General features: G+C 72.5%; 16 protein-coding genes. 7 read left to right on the top strand and 9 right to left on the bottom strand.

Annotated features, from left to right (window positions below; genetic code table 11):
- Positions 1 to 83: 83 nt before the first annotated feature.
- From MKK70_RS02040 to MKK70_RS02030, 3 genes are read right to left on the bottom strand one after another with little or no spacing between them, the layout of a single operon-like run.
- A complete protein-coding gene (locus MKK70_RS02040; protein ID WP_243945592.1) occupies positions 84 to 2,339 on the bottom strand; it encodes a xanthine dehydrogenase family protein molybdopterin-binding subunit in 2,256 nt (751 codons plus the stop codon).
- Positions 2,340 to 2,346: 7 nt separating this feature from the next.
- Complete coding sequence (locus MKK70_RS02035; protein ID WP_147842001.1) at positions 2,347 to 3,360, bottom strand: xanthine dehydrogenase family protein subunit M; 1,014 nt, start codon at positions 3,358 to 3,360, stop codon at positions 2,347 to 2,349.
- Positions 3,357 to 3,884: a (2Fe-2S)-binding protein gene (locus MKK70_RS02030; RefSeq protein WP_147727412.1), complete on the bottom strand. Its 528-nt coding sequence runs from the start codon at positions 3,882 to 3,884 to the stop codon at positions 3,357 to 3,359. Before MKK70_RS02030 ends, MKK70_RS02035 begins: the two co-directional genes overlap by 4 nt.
- A 270-nt stretch (positions 3,885 to 4,154) precedes the next feature.
- Between MKK70_RS02030 and MKK70_RS02025 the strand changes: the two genes are divergently transcribed.
- On the top strand, positions 4,155 to 5,540 hold the full coding sequence (locus MKK70_RS02025; protein WP_243945591.1) for a M20/M25/M40 family metallo-hydrolase: 1,386 nt from the start codon (positions 4,155 to 4,157) through the stop codon (positions 5,538 to 5,540).
- Between the two features lie 27 nt (positions 5,541 to 5,567).
- Here MKK70_RS02025 and MKK70_RS02020 read toward each other — a convergent pair whose 3' ends face one another.
- Positions 5,568 to 6,269 (bottom strand): ParA family protein, encoded by a 702-nt coding sequence (locus tag MKK70_RS02020; RefSeq protein ID WP_279603476.1) that lies wholly within the window; start codon positions 6,267 to 6,269, stop codon positions 5,568 to 5,570.
- A 356-nt stretch (positions 6,270 to 6,625) separates the two neighbouring features.
- On the opposite strand from MKK70_RS02020, the gene MKK70_RS02015 reads away from it, so the two are divergent.
- A complete protein-coding gene (locus tag MKK70_RS02015; protein WP_243945590.1) occupies positions 6,626 to 7,609 on the top strand; it encodes an SMP-30/gluconolactonase/LRE family protein in 984 nt (327 codons plus the stop codon).
- A gap of 13 nt (positions 7,610 to 7,622) precedes the next feature.
- Positions 7,623 to 8,813 carry an SMP-30/gluconolactonase/LRE family protein gene (locus tag MKK70_RS02010; protein WP_243945589.1) on the top strand — a complete coding sequence of 397 codons (1,191 nt, stop codon included), beginning with the start codon at positions 7,623 to 7,625 and terminating at the stop codon, positions 8,811 to 8,813.
- On the opposite strand, the gene MKK70_RS02005 is transcribed toward MKK70_RS02010, so the two are convergent.
- Positions 8,807 to 9,214 carry a DoxX family protein gene (locus tag MKK70_RS02005; RefSeq protein ID WP_243945588.1) on the bottom strand — a complete coding sequence of 136 codons (408 nt, stop codon included), beginning with the start codon at positions 9,212 to 9,214 and terminating at the stop codon, positions 8,807 to 8,809. The two genes, MKK70_RS02010 and MKK70_RS02005, sit on opposite strands and share 7 nt — an antisense overlap.
- Before the next feature lie 757 nt (positions 9,215 to 9,971).
- Here MKK70_RS02005 and MKK70_RS02000 point away from each other — a divergent pair.
- Entirely contained in the window at positions 9,972 to 10,538 is a 567-nt protein-coding gene (locus MKK70_RS02000; RefSeq protein WP_409568234.1) for an NAD(P)H-dependent oxidoreductase, read from the top strand.
- A gap of 17 nt (positions 10,539 to 10,555) precedes the next feature.
- Here MKK70_RS02000 and MKK70_RS01995 read toward each other — a convergent pair whose 3' ends face one another.
- The gene (locus tag MKK70_RS01995; protein WP_243945587.1) at positions 10,556 to 11,122 is read right to left on the bottom strand and encodes a glutathione peroxidase; all 567 of its coding nucleotides are present in this window, start codon (positions 11,120 to 11,122) and stop codon (positions 10,556 to 10,558) included.
- 216 nt (positions 11,123 to 11,338) lie between these two features.
- Here MKK70_RS01995 and MKK70_RS30965 point away from each other — a divergent pair, with 216 nt between their 5' ends.
- Entirely contained in the window at positions 11,339 to 11,983 is a 645-nt protein-coding gene (locus tag MKK70_RS30965) for a PRC-barrel domain-containing protein (RefSeq protein WP_409568233.1), read from the top strand.
- Positions 11,984 to 12,025: 42 nt separating this feature from the next.
- Here MKK70_RS30965 and MKK70_RS01985 read toward each other — a convergent pair whose 3' ends face one another.
- The 3 genes from MKK70_RS01985 to MKK70_RS01975 form a co-directional block, all read right to left on the bottom strand.
- Positions 12,026 to 12,886, bottom strand: coding sequence for an AprI/Inh family metalloprotease inhibitor (locus MKK70_RS01985; protein ID WP_243937772.1), 861 nt, complete (start codon positions 12,884 to 12,886; stop codon positions 12,026 to 12,028).
- Positions 12,883 to 13,836, bottom strand: coding sequence for a 2-hydroxyacid dehydrogenase (locus MKK70_RS01980; protein WP_243945607.1), 954 nt, complete (start codon positions 13,834 to 13,836; stop codon positions 12,883 to 12,885). The genes MKK70_RS01985 and MKK70_RS01980 overlap by 4 nt, the downstream gene beginning before the upstream one ends.
- 125 nt (positions 13,837 to 13,961) lie before the next feature.
- The gene (locus MKK70_RS01975) at positions 13,962 to 15,302 is read right to left on the bottom strand and encodes a PLP-dependent aminotransferase family protein (RefSeq protein WP_243945586.1); all 1,341 of its coding nucleotides are present in this window, start codon (positions 15,300 to 15,302) and stop codon (positions 13,962 to 13,964) included.
- Positions 15,303 to 15,417: 115 nt separating this feature from the next.
- On the opposite strand from MKK70_RS01975, the gene MKK70_RS01970 reads away from it, so the two are divergent.
- Positions 15,418 to 15,627, top strand: a complete 210-nt coding sequence (locus MKK70_RS01970) for a DUF1127 domain-containing protein (RefSeq protein WP_243937267.1) — start codon at positions 15,418 to 15,420, stop codon at positions 15,625 to 15,627.
- A gap of 156 nt (positions 15,628 to 15,783) precedes the next feature.
- Positions 15,784 to 17,196 carry a 3-isopropylmalate dehydratase large subunit gene (gene leuC / locus MKK70_RS01965; RefSeq protein WP_147728450.1) on the top strand — a complete coding sequence of 471 codons (1,413 nt, stop codon included), beginning with the start codon at positions 15,784 to 15,786 and terminating at the stop codon, positions 17,194 to 17,196.
- The last annotated feature ends 20 nt before the right edge of the window (positions 17,197 to 17,216 follow it).

Raw genomic sequence — 17,216 nt, 5'->3', positions numbered from 1 at the left:
ACGGCCTCGGCCGCGGCGGGTGCCGCGGCCGAGGCCGTCTCGACCGTACCGTCGCCGAGCGGACGTCGCTCGGGCCGGGTCCGCTAGCCCAGGATCTTGTCGACCGTGATCGGCAGGTTGCGGATGCGCTTGCCGGTGGCGTGGAACACGGCGTTGGCCACCGCCGCCGCGGTGCCGACGATGCCGATCTCGCCGAGCCCCTTCACGCCGAGCGGGTTCGCCTTGTCCTCCTCGTCGACGAAGATCACGTCGATGTCGTGGATGTCGGCGTTCACCGGCACGTGATACTCACCGAGATTGTGGTTCATGAAGCGGCCGATGCGGTCGTCCATCATCGACTCCTCCTCCAGTGCCGAGCCGATGCCCATCACCACGCCGCCGAGGATCTGGCTGCGCGCGGTCTTGGGATTCAGCACCTTTCCGGCCGCGACCGCCGAGATGACGCGGGTGACGCGGACCTGGCCCAGCTCCTCGTCCACCTTCACCTCCACGAAGATCGCCGAGTGGGTGTAGGCCTCGTACTTGGCGTTGAAGTCCTTGTCGGGGGCGGCGTTGGCCGTGGCCTCGACCTTGTCGACGCCGGAAGCCCGCAGCACGTCGACCAGAGCGACGCTGCGCGCGGGGTCGCCCGCCACCGCGATGCACCCGTCGGCGAAGGCGACGCGCTCGAAGTCGACGTTGGCCAGCGGCGAATCCTCCATCTGCCGGGCGAGCTTGAACACCTGCTCGCCGACGTCGCGGCAGGCCTTCATCACGGCGGTGCCGGACGAGGCCGCGGTCCAGGAGCCGCCCGCCACCGGCGCCTCGGGCAGCGCGGTGTCGCCGAGCTTCGTCGTCACGTCCTCCATCGTCAGGCCGAGGGTGTCGGCGGCGATCTGGGTGAGGATCGTGTAGGTGCCGGTGCCGATGTCGCCGGTCGAGTTGCCGACCTCGAGCTTGCCGTCGGGGGTGAGGATGGCGCGGGCGCTCGTCTGCATCATCATCGATTCCCAGACGCCCGACGCCATGCCCCAGCCGACGAGCTCGCGGCCCTCGCGCATCGAGCGCGGCTCCGGGTTGCGCCGGTCCCAGCCGAAGCGCGCGGCGCCCTCCGAGAAGCAGCTCTTCAGCGCCTTCGAGCCGAAGGGCTTGTTCTCGGCGGTGGCGTCGGCCTCGGTGAAGTTCTTCAGGCGGAGCTGGATCGGGTCGAGGCCGCTCGCGTAGGCAAGCTCGTCCATCGCGGTCTCGATCGCGAAGACGCCGGTGACGGCGCCGGGCGCGCGCATGTCGCCGGGTGTGTAGGTGTCAAGCTTGGCGATCTTGTAGGTCAAGAGGACGTTGTCGCAGCGGTACATCACGCCCGACCAGTTCACGACCACCTCCTGGTAGTCCTCGAAGGTCGAGGTCGCGCCGACCGCGTCGTGGCGCAGCGCCAGGAGCGTGCCGTCGCGCTCGGCCCCGAGGCTGATGGTCTGCAGCGCCTCCGGCCGGTAGGTGATGCTCCACATCTGGTCGCGGGTCAGCACCACGCGCACCGAGCGCTCGAGGTCGCGCGCGGCCAGCATCGCCAGGAAGAGCTGGTATTGCGGGCGCAGGCCCGAGCCGAAGCCGCCGCCGAGATAGGGGTTGAGCACCCGCAGGTCGTCCTTGGCGATGCCGAACACCTTCGCGAGGTAGGCATGGCTGTTCGAGACGCCCTGGACCTTGTCGTAAACCGTGTACTTGCCGTCGCCCTCGAAGATCACCGTCGAGGCATGGGGCTCCATCGGGTTGTGATGCTCGGTGGCGAGGCGATACTCCTGCTTGAGCTGGATCGCCGAGGCGTCGAACGCCGCATCCGCGTCGCCCCAGGGCTTGGGCGGCGGCTTGATGCCGTTGCGCCGCATCGGCGGCTCGTAAGCGAAGGCGTTGGCGGCTTCGAGATCCGTCAGCGGCTCCTCGACCTCGTAGTCGACCGCCACCAGCGCCGCGGCGTGGCGGGCCGTCTCGAAATCCTCGGCCACCACCAGGGCGATCGGCTGGCCGCTGTAGTGGATCTTATCGTCGTACAGGGCGCGGAAGGGCGAGCCGGGGGGCGCGACCTGATCCTGGTAATTGTAGTCGAGCCAGGCGGTGCGGGTGCGGTTCTCGTGGGTCAACACCTTGACGACGCCGGGCACGGCTTCGGCCTTGCCGGTGTCGATGGTCCTGATCCGGCCCTTGGCGATGCCGCTCGACACCACGTAGCCGTGCAGCAGGTCGGGGGCGGCGAACTCGCCCGCGTACTTGGCGAGGCCCGTCACCTTGGCGGGGCCGTCGACGCGACTGCGGGCGCTGCCGACGAACGTGTCCCGGCCGGTGGAGGAGAAGGTCTGGGTCATCGGGGGCTCACTGGATGCGCTTGTCGGTGATCGATTGCGGCGTGCCGGCGGCGGCCTGCTCCAGGCCGCGCACGATGGCGCGCCGCGCCAGCTCGACCTTGAAGGCGTTGCCCGCCTGCGGCTGGGCCTCGGCCACGATCAGGTCGGCCGCCGCCTGGAAGCTCTCGCGGGTGGCGGGCTTGCCCTGCAGCAGCGCCTCGGCCTCGCGGTTGCGCCAGGGCTTGTGGGCGACGCCGCCGAGCGCGAGGCGGGCGGTCCGAACCGTGTCGCCGTCGAGCTCGAGGGCGGCGGCGACCGAGACCAGCGCGAAGGCGTAGGAGAGCCGGTCGCGCAGCTTCAGGTAGGTGACGTGCTGGCCGAAATCGCGCTCGGGCAGGTCGACCGCCACGACGATCTCGCCGGGCTTCAGCGTGGTGTCCTGCTCCGGGGCGTCGCCCGGCAGGCGGTGGAACTCGGAGAAGGGAATCGCCCGGTCGCCGTCCGGCCCGCTCACCTGCACCACCGCCTCCAGCGCGGCCAGCGCCACGCACATGTCGGAAGGGTGCGTCGCGATGCAGCTCGGGCTGGTGCCGAAGATCGCGTGGATGCGGGTGACGCCGCCGATCGCCTGGCAGCCGGAACCGGGCTGGCGCTTGTTGCACGGCGTGGACGTGTCGTAGAAATAATAGCAGCGGGTGCGCTGGAGCAGGTTGCCGCCGGTCGAGGCGGCGTTGCGCAGCTGCGCCGAAGCGCCGGCCAGGATCGCGTTCGACAGCAGCGGGTAGCGGGCGCGGACGCGCGCGTCGTAGGCGACGGTGGCGTTCGTCGCCAGCGCGCCGAGGCGCAGGCCGCCGTCGTGCTCGACGATCTCGCCGAGCGGCAGGCGGGTGATGTCGACGAGGCGGCCGGGCCGCTCGACGTCGTACTTCATCAGGTCGATCAGGTTGGTGCCGCCCGCGATGAAGCGGGCCCCGGGCGCGGCGGCGAAGGCCTGGACCGCCTCGGCCACGGTGTCGGCGCGGACGTAGTCGAAGCGGTTCATCGGGCTTCCCCCTGCATCACGTCCTCGATCGCGTCGACGATGTTGGTGTAGGCGCCGCAGCGGCAGATGTTGCCGCTCATCGCCTCGCGGATCTCGTCGCGCGAGTGGGCGTGGCCTTCGTTCATCAGGCCGACCGAGGAGCAGAGCTGGCCGGGCGTGCAGTAGCCGCACTGGAACGCGTCGTGCTCGATGAAGGCCTCCTGGATCGGGTGGAGCCCGTTCGAGCCGGCGCCCGCGTTGGCGATGCCGGCGAGGCCCTCGACGGTGGTGATCTCGGCCCCGTCCTTCATCACCGCCAGCGCCAGGCAGGAATTCACCCGCGTGCCGTCGACCAGCACCGTGCAGGCGCCGCACTGGCCGTGGTCGCAGCCCTTCTTGGTGCCGGTGAGGTCGAGGTGCTCGCGCAGCAGGTCGAGCAGGGTGGTCCAGGGCGCGACCTGAAGCTCGCGCGGCTGGCCGTTGATGGTGAGGCGGATGCCGATCCGGTTGTCCGCCGCGACGGGCGAGCCGCTTTCGATGAGCATGGGGCGTTCCAAGAAAAAGGGGTTTCCGCACGAACCGCGCGGGGGAGGGCGACCGACGTCGGGCACCGCCCGGTCTCGCGACGGGTCGCGGGACGTGTCGCAGGACTTGCGTCCGGCCAGGCTGCGCGACGGCCGCCGTTCCTCCCGATAACGGTTCCAATCTGCGGCTGTTCCCCGGGGCGGGCGATCGCGCTGCGGGCGAAACGGTTTCCGTTTGCGCACGCCTCGGCTAACCCTGGGCCGGACAGCCGAACCGTCCCAGGAGCCCCGATGGCCGCCCTCGATTCCGTCCTCAACGACATCGACAAGGATCTCGACAACGCCCTGGAGCGCCTGTTCGCCTTCCTGCGGATCCCGTCGATCTCCACCGATCCGGCCTATGCCGGCCCGTGCCGCGAGGCGGCGGCCTGGCTCGCCGCGGACCTGGCGGCGCTCGGGTTCGAGACCTCGGTGGAAGAGACCTCGCTCCATCCGGTCGTGCTGGCGCACAAGCCGAAGCCGGGGGCGCCGCACGTGCTGTTCTACGGGCACTACGACGTGCAGCCGGTCGATCCGCTGGCCTTGTGGGAGACGCCGCCGTTCGAGCCGCGGATCGCCACCGACGCCAAGGGCAACAAGACCATCGTCGCCCGCGGCGCCTCCGACGACAAGGGCCAGGTGATGACCTTCGTCGAGGCCTGCCGGGCGCATCTGGCGATGAACGCCGAGCTGCCCTGCGCGGTCACGATCCTGATCGAGGGCGCCGAGGAGAACGGCTCGCAGGGGCTGCCCGAATGGGTGGCGCAGAACAAGGACCGGCTCGGTGCCGACGTCGTGCTGGTCTGCGACACCTCCATGTGGAACCCGACGACGCCGGCGATCACCTCGTCCCTGCGCGGGCTCGCGTACTTCGAGGTCGAGGTGACCTGCGCCGACCGCGACCTGCATTCGGGCTTCTTCGGCGGCGCGGCGCGCAACCCGATCCACGTGTTGTCGCGCATCCTCGCCGACCTGCACGATTCCGACGGCCGGGTGACCCTGCCGGGCTTCTACGACGGGGTGCACGAGCGCCCGCCCGAGGTGCTGGAGCAGTGGCGCGGCCTCGACTTCACCCCCGAGAAGTTCCTCGGCCCGATCGGCCTGTCGGAGCCGGCCGGCGAGCGCGGCCGGCTGCTGATCGAGCTGGTGCAGTCCCGGCCGGCCTGCGACGTCAACGGCATCATCGGCGGCTACACCGGCGAGGGCACCAAGACGGTGATCGCCGGCAAGGCAAGCGCCAAGGTCTCGTTCCGCCTCGTGGACGACCAGGACCCGCAGACGCTCGCGGAGACCTTCGAGGCCTTCGTGCGCGAGCGCATCCCGGCCGACTGCTCGGTGAACGTGATCTGCTACAAGGGCTCGCGCGCGATCAGCCTGCCCTTCGACATGCCGGAGCTCGAGACCGCCCGCGCCGCGCTCGCCGACGAGTGGGGCGTGCCCGCGGTGACGGTGGGCGCCGGCGGCTCGATCCCGATCGTCGGCGACTTCAAGCGCCTGCTCGACCGCAACACCCTGCTGATCGGCTTCGGCCTCGACGACGACCGCATCCACTCGCCGAACGAGAAGTACGACCTGCGCAGCTTCCACAAGGGCACGCGCTCGTGGGCGCGCATCCTGTCGGCGCTCGGACGGGGCTGACCCCCGCGCGCACGGCAGGGCACGGGGTCAGGCTGCCGGCACCGGATGCCCCATCTTCGCGTCGATCCACGCCCAGAGCGCGCGGATCTCGGCGGCGGCTTGGCCCCCCGGGGCGCGCTCGGTGACGCCGAGGCCCATGGCCAGGGCATCCTGGTGGTCGACCCGCTGGATGATGCTCGGCTCGGCGAGCACGCCGAGCGTCCGCATCTGCACGGCATAGGCCTCCGTCCGCGGCGATGGCGGCGGCGGGCATTGGTTCAGCACGAAGGCCAGCTTCCGCCGCATCCCCAGGCCGACCAGGGCCTGCAGCGTAGGCCCGGCCGCGATGAGATCGAGGCGGGAGGGACGCACCGGCATCAAGACCAGGTCGGCGATCCGCAAGGCGTGGGCGACCCCGGCCATGGCGCCCGCGGTATCGACCACGGCGAGCGTCGCGCCGTCGTCGGCGGCTTGAACGAGGACGTCGTCGAGCAACCCGATCTCCCAGGGCTGGATGCGGTCGACCGCGACCGAGCCCGTCGCGCGCATCGCCCCCCAGGACGCGAGAGAGCCCTGCGGATCGAGGTCGAGGGCGATCACGCGCTCGCCCGCCTCCGCCGCGGCGACGGCCAACGAGGCTGCGAGCGTCGTCTTGCCGGTGCCGCCCTTCTGCACCGCGACGGCCACGACCCGGGGCCGCAGAAGGCCGCTCCCGATCGGCGGATGCGGGTGGGATCCTTCGAGGGCCATGTGCGTCCCGCCCGTTCGATCTCGATCCATGCGCGGCGCGGTCGTGCTCCGCGGCCGTCCGCGGCCTTCGCGGCCTTCACGGAGGCGAGCGGGGTGGGACCGATTCGCCACAGGAATCCATTCCGTCACCCGCCCGCGCGGAGGTGCTTATGGGAGGATAGTCGGATAGGCCAGCGGTTCTCGCCCGTCGGCCATGCCGAATGCGCACGACCGCCAGCCCGAGGATCCCCACGCATTCCGAAGGTCCGCGCGGCACGCGTCGGTCCCGGATGCGGGCGCGGATCGGATCCGGGATCGCTTGCGGGCCTTGGGCGTTCACCCGGTCCCGGGTGATGGGCTCGGGTCCTTGGAATGCCATGCCGAACCTTCACAGACGCGTCGTCCTCGCGGCCGGCCTCGGCCTGCTCGCGGCCTCGACGGTGCGGGCAGCGGGCGCGGTGGTGCGGGTCGACGATCCGCGGCTCGACGCCCTGATCGATCCCGCCGCCCCGATCCGGACGCTGTTCGACGACGGGCGCTGGTGCGAGGGGCCGTGCTGGGCACCCGGGCTCGGCGGGCTGGTGTTCAGCGACACCAAGACCAACCGCATCCGCGTGCTCGCCGACGACCGGTCGGTGAAAACCCTGTTCGACCCCTCCGAGAACGGCAACGGCAACACGCTCGACGGGCAGGGGCGCCTGATTACCTGCGAGCACCGCACCCGGCGGGTGGTGCGGCGCGAGCCGGACGGGACGAAGATCGTGCTGGCGGACGCGTTCGCCGGGAGGACGCTGAATTCCCCCAACGACGCGGTGGTCGCCGCCGACGGGGCGGTGTGGTTCACCGACCCGGTCTTCGGCATCACCCAGCCCGAGGAGGGCATCCTGGCCGAGCCCGAGCAGGGTGCGCGCCGCGTCTACCGGGTCACCGCGCCGGGCACGCCGGCGGCCAAGGTCGAGGCGATGACCGACGCCCTCGACCAGCCGAACGGCCTCGCCTTCGCACCCGACGGGCGCACCCTCTACGTCAGCGAATCCGGCGCGTCGCTCAACCCCGAGGCCGGCCGGGCCGTGATGGCGTTCTCCGTCGGCGCGGACGGCCGGCTCGGGCCGCCGCGGACCTTCGCGCCGATCGAGGCCGGCGTGCCCGACGGCCTGAAGGTTGACGGCGCCGGGCGGGTCTACGCCGCCTGCGGCGACGGCATCCGCATCTTCGCTCCCGACGGCACGCCGCTCGGCCGCATCGCCACGCCGACGCCGGCCGCGAACCTCGCCTTCGGCGGATCGGACGGGCGGCGGCTGTTCGTCGCCGCCGGCCACGCCATCCTCGCCATCGACCTGCGCGTCGCGCCTCGCGGCTGAAACGGTAAGCTCCATGCCCCTCGTCCGACGCCACCTCCTCGCCGGCGGCCTCGCCGCCCTCGCCCTGCCCGCGGCCGCGGCCGAGACGGGCTCGCCCGCGCCGGGCGGCACCGCGGTGGCGAGCCGGACCGCGCCGCGGATGGAGCTGGCGCTCGCCGCGCACGCGCCCTCGACGCCGACGGGCCTGGCGATCTCGCACGGGGGCCGCGTCTTCGTGATGATGCCGCGCTTCACCGGCAAGGAGACGGTCACCGTCGGCGAGGTGCTGCCCGACGGCTCGGTGAAGCCCTATCCCGACCAGGCCACCAACACCCCCGACGCGGGCCGGCCGCAGGCGACGTTCTTCCACGTTCCGAACGGCGTCTTCGCCCCCGACGACAGCCTGTGGCTGCTCGATTCCGGCCTGCCCGAGGGCAAGGGCGCGCCGGTGCCGGGCGGGGCGAAGCTCGTCCAGATGGACCTGGCGACGAACCGCATCGTCCGCATGATCCCGCTCGAGGCCGGCATCGTGCCGACCTCGTCGCTGAACGACCTGCGCGTCGAGATCAGGCCTGGGCGCCAGCGCGCCTACATCACCGACCAGGGCCAGGGGGAGGACGGGGCGATCCTCGCCGTCGACCTCTCCACCGGCCAGGTGGCGCGGCGGCTGGCTGAGCATGCCAGCACCAAGTCGCAGAAGGGGGTGGTGAAGTTCGTCGAGGAGCGCCCGGTGATGCAGACCAAGGGCGACGGCCCGCCGCAGCACCCGAAGGGCGGCGCCAACGGCATCGCGCTCGGCCCCGACGGCAGCCGCCTGTACTACGCGCCGCTGATGGCGCGCCGGCTGTATTCGGTCGAGACGGCGGGCCTGCTCGACCCGAAGGTTTCGGATGCCGAGGTGGCCGCGACCGTGAAGGACCTCGGCGAGAAGGGGATGACCGGCGGCCTCACCACCGATTCCAAGGACCGGGTCTATCTCAGCCTGCAGGAGCAGAACGCCGTTGGGCGGCGCGACCCCGACGGGACGATCACCGTGATCGCCTCCGATCCGCGGCTGATCTGGGCGGACACGTTCTGGATCACCGCCGACCGCTGGCTCTACATCTCGGCCGCCCAGGTGAACCGCCGGCCCGAGTACAACCACGGCCGCGACCTGCAGGAGCCGCCCTACGCGATCCTGCGGGTGCGGATCGATGCCGACCCGGTCGACGGCCTCGCTCAGTAGCGGCGGCCGGCGCGGGCGGCGTCCACGCTCAAGGGGCCGGCGCCCGCGAAGACGAGGTAAAGGAACACGAAGCAGAACAGGATCGCGGCATCGCCCCCGTTCACCGCCGGAAACGGCGATTTCGGCGCGTGGACGAGGAAGTAGCCCACCGCCATCTGGCCCGACAGCAGGACCGCGACCGGCCGGGTGAACAGCCCGAGGACGATCAGCGTGCCGCCGACCAGCTCGAGCAGGCCCGCGGCACCGGCGAGCGAGAGCAGCTCGGGCGCCGGCATCGTCCGCGGCGGAAGCCCGAGCAACTTCTGCGTGCCGTGCTGCAGGAACACGAGGCCGGTCACCGCGCGCAGCAGCGACAGGGCGTAGGGCGCGTAGCCGTTCAGGCGCGGGACGAGCGAGTTCATGGGCGGACCGGTCTCCGACGCTTCGGGGAGGCACCATCGCGAGGACTTCGCCCCGCCTGTCAAGCTTTCGCATTTGCGGAACGGAACGCCGCCCGCGCGCCCGCGCCGGTTCAGGAGATGCCAACCGGCGCGTGCAACGCTTCCGGCCTGGGGCTACGCTCGGGGGAACGATGCCGCTGGTTCCGGTCTCGACGCCGGCGGCGCTCGCGGTGACGACGATCGCGAAGCACGTCGCCTTCGGCGTCCCGCTACGAACCGCCCCGATGGCACGGGTCGAGGAGCGTGCGGCGGGCGGACCGGAGCCGTTCTCCGCCCGAGCGGGCACGCTCGGCATCGCGTGGGCGGTCGCGCCGCGGCTGTGGCGGCCGGCGCTGGTCGACGTCGCGATCCTTATCGGATGTCGACCGCATCGAGGCGGTCGTCGCCCTGCGCACCGGCTCGCCCGCCTGCGCGGTCCGGTTCCGGCGGCTGCGCGGCTTCGGCCCGAAGCGCGGGCCGACCGGTCCCGGTCTCGTGGGCGCCGTCCTCAGCCTTCGATCCGGCGCTCCGCCGGATCGTCCCCCGCGCTCGAAGGACCGACGCCATGACCTCGGGTCTTCCGTCGGGGCCCCCAGGGAGCGGACGGACAGGCCCTGACACGGTGCCGGAGTCGCGGCCCGCGGTGGTTCCCAAGCGTCGCCGGACCGGTCACAACGGACCGATCGCGCCGCCGGCCTCCACGGGCCGGGGCGCTCCGGCGAGTCCCGAGGTTCCATCCGTGCCCCTGCCCCGTGTCGTCGCGTTCTCGGCGAGCATCAACCGGCCCTCGCGCACCCGCACGCTCGTCGAGGCGATCGGCGCGCAGCTCGGCCGCCGTCGCCGCATCGACCTGAGCGTGATCGACCTGATCGATGCCGGGCCGGGCCTCGGCGCGCTCACGCGCGACGGCCTCCCGCCGGCGGCCGAGGCGCTGGTCGCGGCGATCGAGGGGGCCGACGCGCTGATCGTCGGGACGCCGGTCTACAAGGGCGCCTATTCCGGCCTGTTCAAGCACGTGTTCGATTTCGTCGACGCCGAGGCCCTCGTCGGCATGCCGGTGGCGCTCGCCGCCACGGGGGGCGGCCTGCGCCATGCGCTGGTGGTCGAGCACTCGCTCCGGCCGCTGTTCGGGTTCTTCTCCGCGCACATCGCGCCGACCTCGGTCTATGCCGGCGGCGACGAGATCGCGGACGGCGTCGTCGCCGACGCGACCGTGGCCGCGCGCATCGAGGCGGCAGGACGCGAGCTCGACGCGCTGCTGAAGGTGTCGCGCGGGGCCGACCGGGAGAAGGCGCCGGCGGCGTGAGCCTCAGGCCGTGACGCTCAAGCCTTGTCGAGCGCCGCGGCGATCGCGCTGATCACCCGCGGGTCGGTCGGCTCGACCTGGGTCGCGAAGGCGGCGGCCAGCGTTCCGTCGCGGGCCACGAGGTACTTGTGGAAGTTCCAGCGCGGCGTCTCGCCGGGCTTCTCCAGCGCCGCCCATTGGTAGAACGGGTGGGCGCCCGGCATCTTCACCCGCGTCTTGGCGGTGAGCGGGAAGGTGACGCCGTGGTTCTTGCGGGCGGCCTCGGCGATGGCGGCGCCGTCGAGGGGCTCCTGGTTGCCGAAATCGGGCGAGGGCACGCCGATCACCGTCAGCCCGCGTTCCTGGAAGCGCGTCCACAGCGTCTGAAGCCCGGTAAGCTGCCCGGCATAGCCGCAGGCGGTGGCGGTATTGACCACCAGGATCGGCCGCCCGGCATAGGCCGAGAGCGGCATCGCCCCGCCCTCCGGCCCGTCGAAGGCGAAGGTGGTGGCGCGCGTCCCGGCATCGAGGGCGTGGGCGCTGCCGGCGGCGGCACCCATGGCCGCACCGAGGAGGGTGAGGGCTTCGCGGCGGAGCAGGGTCATGGGCGGGTACGGCCTCCGGAGCGGTCGCGGGCTCGGCCCACGACCAGATGGCGCACGCGGCCGCGAGGTCCAGGGCGGGCCCCGCGCGTTTTCCGGAGCCGGCGCACCACGCGGGCACGGTGGAACCTTCTGATGCGGCGGGCCTTTTGCGGGGGAGCTTCACTGTAGACCCCGGGCCGGATCGGGCTCGGGGCGACGATGGAAAGACGAGACGCGATGCGCAGCCTGATTGCCGGAACGGTCCTCCTCACCCTGGGCACGACCGCCCTGGGACCGAGCCTCGCGCTCGCGCAGACGTCGTCCCCGACCACGGCCGCGCCGGGCACCCAGGCCGTGCCGCCCGAGAAGCCGGCGACGGCCTCGCCGGATGCGCCCAAGCCCGACGTCGTCAAGCCCGACGTCGTCAAGCCCGATCCGGTGAAGCCCGATCCGGTGAAGCCCGACGCGTCGGCGGCGCCGATGAAGCCGGTCGAGGCGGTGCCGGGGCAGCCCGCGACCTTCACCGACAACCTGCGGCCGACCTTCGTCGCGCAGTCGCCCGACGACATGGTCAGCTCGAAGCTCGTCGGCCAGACCATCATCAACGGCGCCAACGAGACCATCGGCGAGATCGCCGACGTGGTGATCGGCTTCGACGGCAAGGTGAAGGCCTGGGTCGTCGGCGTCGGCGGCTTCCTCGGGATCGGCACCAAGTACGTCGCGGTCGACCCGAGCGCGATGCATCTGCAGCGCGTCGACGGCAAGGCGCTGCGGGCGATGATCAACACCGACAAGGACCAGCTCCGCGCGGCGCCGGAATACATCTACCTCGGCAAGGAGAAGCCGAAGGACGATGCCGGCAAGGCGGACGCTGCCAAGTAAGGGCCCGTCGCGAGCAGCGGACGAGCCCCGCGGCGGCCAGCCTCAGGGCGCGACCCGGCGGAGCACGAAGGCGACGCCGGTCTCCGGGTCGCGCCGCCAGGTTCCGTCGCCGGCGGGCACGAGGTTCACCACGTGCCCGCGCTTGGCCACCAGGGTCATGCGGCCTTCGCTCGTGCGCCACGTCGCCGGATCGAACACTTCGATCCCGCTGTCGCGGCAGCCCGGGAGGAGGCGCACCGGCGCACCCGGCCCGTCGCCGAGATCGAGGCGGCAGACGTCGCGGTTGAGCAGGCGGTCGAGCGCGTAGATCCCCGCCGGCGCCCCGGGCCCCGGGGCCGACCGCGGAGCTTGCGCCGGCACCGGATCGGGCGCGGCCTCGGGCGGCGCCGCGGCGATTGCCGTCGGGTCGAGGGGGCTCGACGCGCGCATCGCCGCGATCTCGAGGGGCACCAGGCTGTAGCTCTCGCCCGCCTCGGCGGTGGCGACGTAGCTGCGCTGGTCGGGCCGCTTGGCGAAGGCCAGCACCGGGCGGACGTTGCGGTCGACGAGGCGGACGACGCCGTCGGCGAAGAGCCAGCCGGCGACCGCGCCCACCACCGGCACCGACCGCCGGCACCCGGCCGGGAAGTACACCTTCTGCCCGGCCTCGCCGGATTCGGAGGCCAGCGTCATCACGCAGCGCCGGTTGGTGCCGTCGCGCGAGAGGTCCCAGGTGCCGGGCACGCCGCCGCGCCCCTCGGGCAGGGTGATCGCGAAGGGTGCGGGCGCGGCCGGAGGCTCGGATGCAGGCACGGCCGGAGGAGCGGACGGGGCGGGAGCATCCTGCCCGGCGGCCGCGCCGACCAGCGCGAGCCAGGCCCCGGCGGCCAGCCGCAGGCAGACGGTGTTCCGGGCCGGATTCATGCCCGGGCGCCCGCCGCCGGCCAGGGCGTCTCCGCCACCGGCGTGAGCGGCCCGCGGCCCTCGAACCACGAGATCAGATTGTCGACGACGAGTTGCCCCATGGCGGCGCGGGTCTCGTGCGTGCCCGATCCGACATGCGGCAGCAGCACCACCCGGTCGAGGGCGACGAGCCGCTCCGGCACGTGCGGCTCGGCGGCGAAGACGTCGAGGCCGGCCGCGTGGATCGTGCCGGCCTCCAGCGCCGCGACCAGCGCCGCCTCGTCCACCACGCTGCCGCGGGCGACGTTGATCAGGATGCCCTCCGGCCCGAGGGCGGCGAGCACCGCGGCATCGACCAGGCCGTCCGTGCCGGCGCCGCCCGGCGCCACCACCATCAGCACGTGGACGGCCTGCGCCAGCCCGACCAGGGTCGGATGATAGGCGTAGGGCACGTCGCCTTGCGGGCGCCGCCCGTGATAGGCGACCGCGACGCCGAAGCCTTCGAGCCGCCTCGCGATCGCCCGCCCGATCCGCCCGAGCCCGAGGATGCCGACCCGGCGCCCGCGCAGCGACGCCGTGAGCGGGAACGGCTTCTCCGGCCAGCGCCCGGCGCGCAGATACCGGTCCGCCTGCGGGATCTGCCGCACCGTGGCGAGCAGCAGGCCGATCGCCAGGTCCGCGACCTCGTCGGTGAGCACGTCCGGCGTGTTGGTGACGACGACGCCGCGCCGCCCGGCCTCGGCCGCATCGATGGTGTCGTAGCCGACCCCGAAATTGGCGACGATCTCCAGGTTGGGCAGCCGGTCCAGCAGCGGCCCGTCGACCACGGCCTGGGCGTTGACCGCGAGGCCGCGGATGCGCGGGCCGACCTCGGCGAGGAACGCGTCGCGGTCGGTCGCGGCGTCGAGCCGATGCAGGTCGAAGGCGGGCGTCAACGCCTCGCCGACGCTCGCGAGCATCGGCTTCAGCATCAGGAGTTCGGGTCGAAGGCTCAAAGGTCGGCTCCTGGCGCCGTCGGGGCGTGGTTCCGGCGCGATGATGGGCGCCCCATGCGGTGGCGACAAGGCCGTACGGGCCGCGCGGCGCCGGGTCCAGGCTATCCGATCTCGTCGATCATCTGGTCGTCGCGCGCATCGACCAGGCGGCGCAGCGCCGTGAGGGCTCGGCGCAGGTCGTCGCGCGGCGGCGCGGCGAGCGCGAGCCTCACGGCGTTCGGGGCATGCCCCGGGACGATGGCGAAGGCCGAGGCCGGCGTGATGGCGATGCCCTGCCGCAGGGCCGCCGCCGCGTAGGCCTCGGCGCGCCAGGTCTCGGGCAGGTCGAGCCAGAGATGATAGGCGCAGGGGTCGCCGCCGATCGACAGGTCGCCCAGGCAGTCGCGGGCCAGGTTCTGCCGCGCGACCGCATCCGCGCGCTTGACCACGGCGAGCCGCGCGGCGGAGCCGTCGCCCATCCAGTGCGTTCCGGCGGCGAGCGGAAACCCGGTCGCGGCCCATCCGCCCTGGCGGACGGAGGCCGAGAGGCGGTCGGTCCAATCGGGCGGCGACGCAATCAGGCCGACCGTCAGCCCCGGCATGACGCGCTTCGACAGGCTGTCGATCACGATCGTCCGGCCCGGCGCCCGGGCCGCCAGCGGCACCGCATCCGACAGGAAGCTGTAGACCGCGTCCTCGATCGCGACGAGGCCTGTCTGGGCCAGCACCGCCGCGATCTCGGACCGGCGATGCGGCCCCATGGTGAGGCCCAGGGGGTTCTGCAGGGTCGGCTGGAGGTAGAGGCCGCTCAAGGGGGCGGCACGATGCGCCTGCAGGATCGCGTCGGGCCGGATGCCCTCCGCGTCGAGGGCGAGCGGGACGAGGGCGATCCCGAGGCGGGCGGCGATGCCCTTCACCACCGGATAGGTCAGCGGCTCGCAGCCGATGCGGTCCCCGGGCCGCGCCAGCGCCGCCAGGACCGCGGCCAAGCCCTGCCGCCCGTTCCCGGTGAACAGGACGCCGTCGGGATCGGGGGCGAAATCGCCGCGTGCGAGGAAGCGGGCGGCGACGGCCCGCGCCCGGGGCGTGCCCGCCGGTCCGTACTGGTTCAGGGCCGCGCCCGTGGCGCCGGCCCGCGAGAGGGCGGCCAGCCCCTCGGTCAGCACGACGTCCTGTTCCGGCAGGTTGGAATGGGTACGCTGGAGGTCGACCGCGCCCGGGGCCGGCTCCGGCTGCATCCGGACCGGAGCGCTCAGGTCCGAGCGGACGTAGGTGCCGCGCCCGACCTCGCCGAGGGTGAGGCCACGCCGGGCCAGCTCGGCGTAGACGCGGCTCGCCGTCGAGACCGCGATGCCGCGCTCGTAGGCGAAGGCGCGCTGCGGCGGCAGGCGATGGCCCGGCTTGATCTGCCCGCTGGCGATCTCAGCCGCGACCGCGTCGGCGACGCTCCGATAATCGGTCATACGCCAAATTGATCCGAGGCCAATAAACACATTGAACCGAGGTTCGTATCGGTTCAATCCTGCCCGGGCAATCCCGGCCGGATCGCTTTCCCCTCCCCGCTTCGGACCGCTGATCATGCCCGCCGTCACGTCCCTACCCCAGTCGCCACCTGCCTCCGACCGCTGGCGGATCTTCGGTCTCGATCCGTCCGTGGTGCGGACCTGGATCCGGCGCCACCGGGCGCGCCGCGAACTCGCCGGCCTGCGGGACGACCAGCTTCGCGACGCCGGCCTCGACCGCCGTGCCGTCCGCGCGGAGGCCGACAAGCCGTTCTGGCGGCCGTGACCGGAGGCGGCCGGCCGCCACCCCTGCAGCCGATGCCGGTCAGCCATTTGCGGCGGCCGGCCGGCGAGCACTTCCGAAATCGCGTTTCGAACCTTACTAAAGACCTCCGCGCCGGCTAGAGGCCGGCCACAGACACGCCGCGAAGCGACCAGAGCCATGACGAGCCCGCGCACCCTCTACGACAAGATCTGGGACGACCACGTCGTCGACGTCGAGGCCGACGGCTCGACGCTGCTCTACATCGACCGGCACCTCGTCCACGAGGTCACGAGCCCGCAGGCCTTCGAGGGCCTGCGCGTGGCCGGCCGCACGGTGCGCGCCCCGGAGAAGACGCTGGCGGTGGTCGACCACAACGTCCAGACCTCGGACCGCTCCAAGGGCATCGAGGACCCGGAGAGCCGGATCCAGCTCGAGGCGCTGGCGCAGAACGTCCAGGATTTCGGCATCGAGTTCTACGACGCGCTCGATCGCCGCCAGGGCATCGTCCACATCATCGGCCCCGAGCAGGGCTTCACCCTGCCCGGCCAGACCATCGTCTGCGGCGACAGCCACACCTCGACGCACGGCGCGTTCGGGGCGCTGGCCCACGGCATCGGCACCTCGGAGGTCGAGCACGTGCTCGCCACGCAGACGCTGCTGCAGAAGAAAGCCAAGAACATGCGCGTCACCGTCGACGGCGCGCTGCCGGCCGGCGTGAGCGCCAAGGACATCGTGCTCGCGATCATCGGCGAGATCGGCACCGCCGGCGGCACCGGCCACGTCATCGAATATGCGGGCGAGGCGATCCGCGCGCTGTCGATGGAAGGCCGGATGACGATCTGCAACATGTCGATCGAGGGCGGCGCGCGCGCCGGCCTCGTCGCGCCCGACGCCACGACCTACGCCTATTGCGAGGGCCGGCCGATGGCGCCGAAGGGCGAGGCCTTCGCACGGGCCCGCGCCTATTGGGAGAGCCTCGTCAGCGACGAGGGCGCGCATTTCGATCGCGAGGTCCGGCTCGACGCCGCGAGCCTGCCGCCGATCGTGAGTTGGGGCACGAGCCCCGAGGACGTGATCTCGGTGCTGGGCTCGGTGCCCGATCCGGCGACGATCCTCGACGAGAACAAGCGCGCCTCGAAGGAGAAGGCGCTGTCCTACATGGGGCTGACGCCGGGCACCAAGATCACCGACATCACCCTCGACCGGGTGTTCATCGGCTCCTGCACCAACGGCCGGATCGAGGACCTGCGCATCGTCGCCAAGATGGTCGCGGGCCAGAAGGTCCACGCCGGCGTCTCGGCGATGGTGGTGCCGGGCTCCGGGCTGGTGAAGGCGCAGGCCGAGGCCGAGGGGATCGACGCGGTGCTGAAGGCCGCCGGCTTCGACTGGCGCGAGCCGGGCTGCTCGATGTGCCTCGGCATGAACGCCGACCGCCTCAGCCCGAACGAGCGCTGCGCCTCGACCTCGAACCGCAACTTCGAGGGCCGCCAGGGCCATCGCGGCCGCACCCACCTCGTCTCCCCGGCCATGGCCGCGGCGGCGGCGGTGGCCGGCCGCTTCGTCGACATCCGGGCCTGGCCGAAGGGGTAGGCACTTCGGCAGGTTCGCGC

It is taken from the genome of Methylobacterium sp. E-041, assembly GCF_022829665.1.
GTDB lineage: Bacteria > Pseudomonadota > Alphaproteobacteria > Rhizobiales > Beijerinckiaceae > Methylobacterium.
The sequence above is the reverse complement of the archived record's forward strand: the minus strand, read 5'-3'. Positions and strand labels throughout refer to the sequence as shown.

Excerpts from the sequence above, each read along its gene's own strand:
- MKK70_RS02020 (WP_279603476.1), bottom strand. The coding sequence starts at position 6,269 with ATGGCCCTCGAAGGATCCCACCCGCATCCGCCGATCGGGAGCGGCCTT.
- MKK70_RS01985 (WP_243937772.1), bottom strand. The coding sequence starts at position 12,886 with ATGAATCCGGCCCGGAACACCGTCTGCCTGCGGCTGGCCGCCGGGGCC.
- MKK70_RS02040 (WP_243945592.1), bottom strand. The coding sequence starts at position 2,339 with ATGACCCAGACCTTCTCCTCCACCGGCCGGGACACGTTCGTCGGCAGC.
- MKK70_RS01980 (WP_243945607.1), bottom strand. The coding sequence starts at position 13,836 with ATGCTGAAGCCGATGCTCGCGAGCGTCGGCGAGGCGTTGACGCCCGCC.
- MKK70_RS02035 (WP_147842001.1), bottom strand. The coding sequence starts at position 3,360 with ATGAACCGCTTCGACTACGTCCGCGCCGACACCGTGGCCGAGGCGGTC.
- MKK70_RS02025 (WP_243945591.1), top strand. The coding sequence starts at position 4,155 with ATGGCCGCCCTCGATTCCGTCCTCAACGACATCGACAAGGATCTCGAC.
- MKK70_RS01975 (WP_243945586.1), bottom strand. The coding sequence starts at position 15,302 with ATGACCGATTATCGGAGCGTCGCCGACGCGGTCGCGGCTGAGATCGCC.
- MKK70_RS01995 (WP_243945587.1), bottom strand. The coding sequence starts at position 11,122 with ATGACCCTGCTCCGCCGCGAAGCCCTCACCCTCCTCGGTGCGGCCATG.
- MKK70_RS02010 (WP_243945589.1), top strand. The coding sequence starts at position 7,623 with ATGCCCCTCGTCCGACGCCACCTCCTCGCCGGCGGCCTCGCCGCCCTC.
- leuC (WP_147728450.1), top strand. The coding sequence starts at position 15,784 with ATGACGAGCCCGCGCACCCTCTACGACAAGATCTGGGACGACCACGTC.
- MKK70_RS02005 (WP_243945588.1), bottom strand. The coding sequence starts at position 9,214 with ATGAACTCGCTCGTCCCGCGCCTGAACGGCTACGCGCCCTACGCCCTG.
- MKK70_RS30965 (WP_409568233.1), top strand. The coding sequence starts at position 11,339 with ATGCGCAGCCTGATTGCCGGAACGGTCCTCCTCACCCTGGGCACGACC.
- MKK70_RS02030 (WP_147727412.1), bottom strand. The coding sequence starts at position 3,884 with ATGCTCATCGAAAGCGGCTCGCCCGTCGCGGCGGACAACCGGATCGGC.
- MKK70_RS02015 (WP_243945590.1), top strand. The coding sequence starts at position 6,626 with ATGCCGAACCTTCACAGACGCGTCGTCCTCGCGGCCGGCCTCGGCCTG.
- MKK70_RS01970 (WP_243937267.1), top strand. The coding sequence starts at position 15,418 with ATGCCCGCCGTCACGTCCCTACCCCAGTCGCCACCTGCCTCCGACCGC.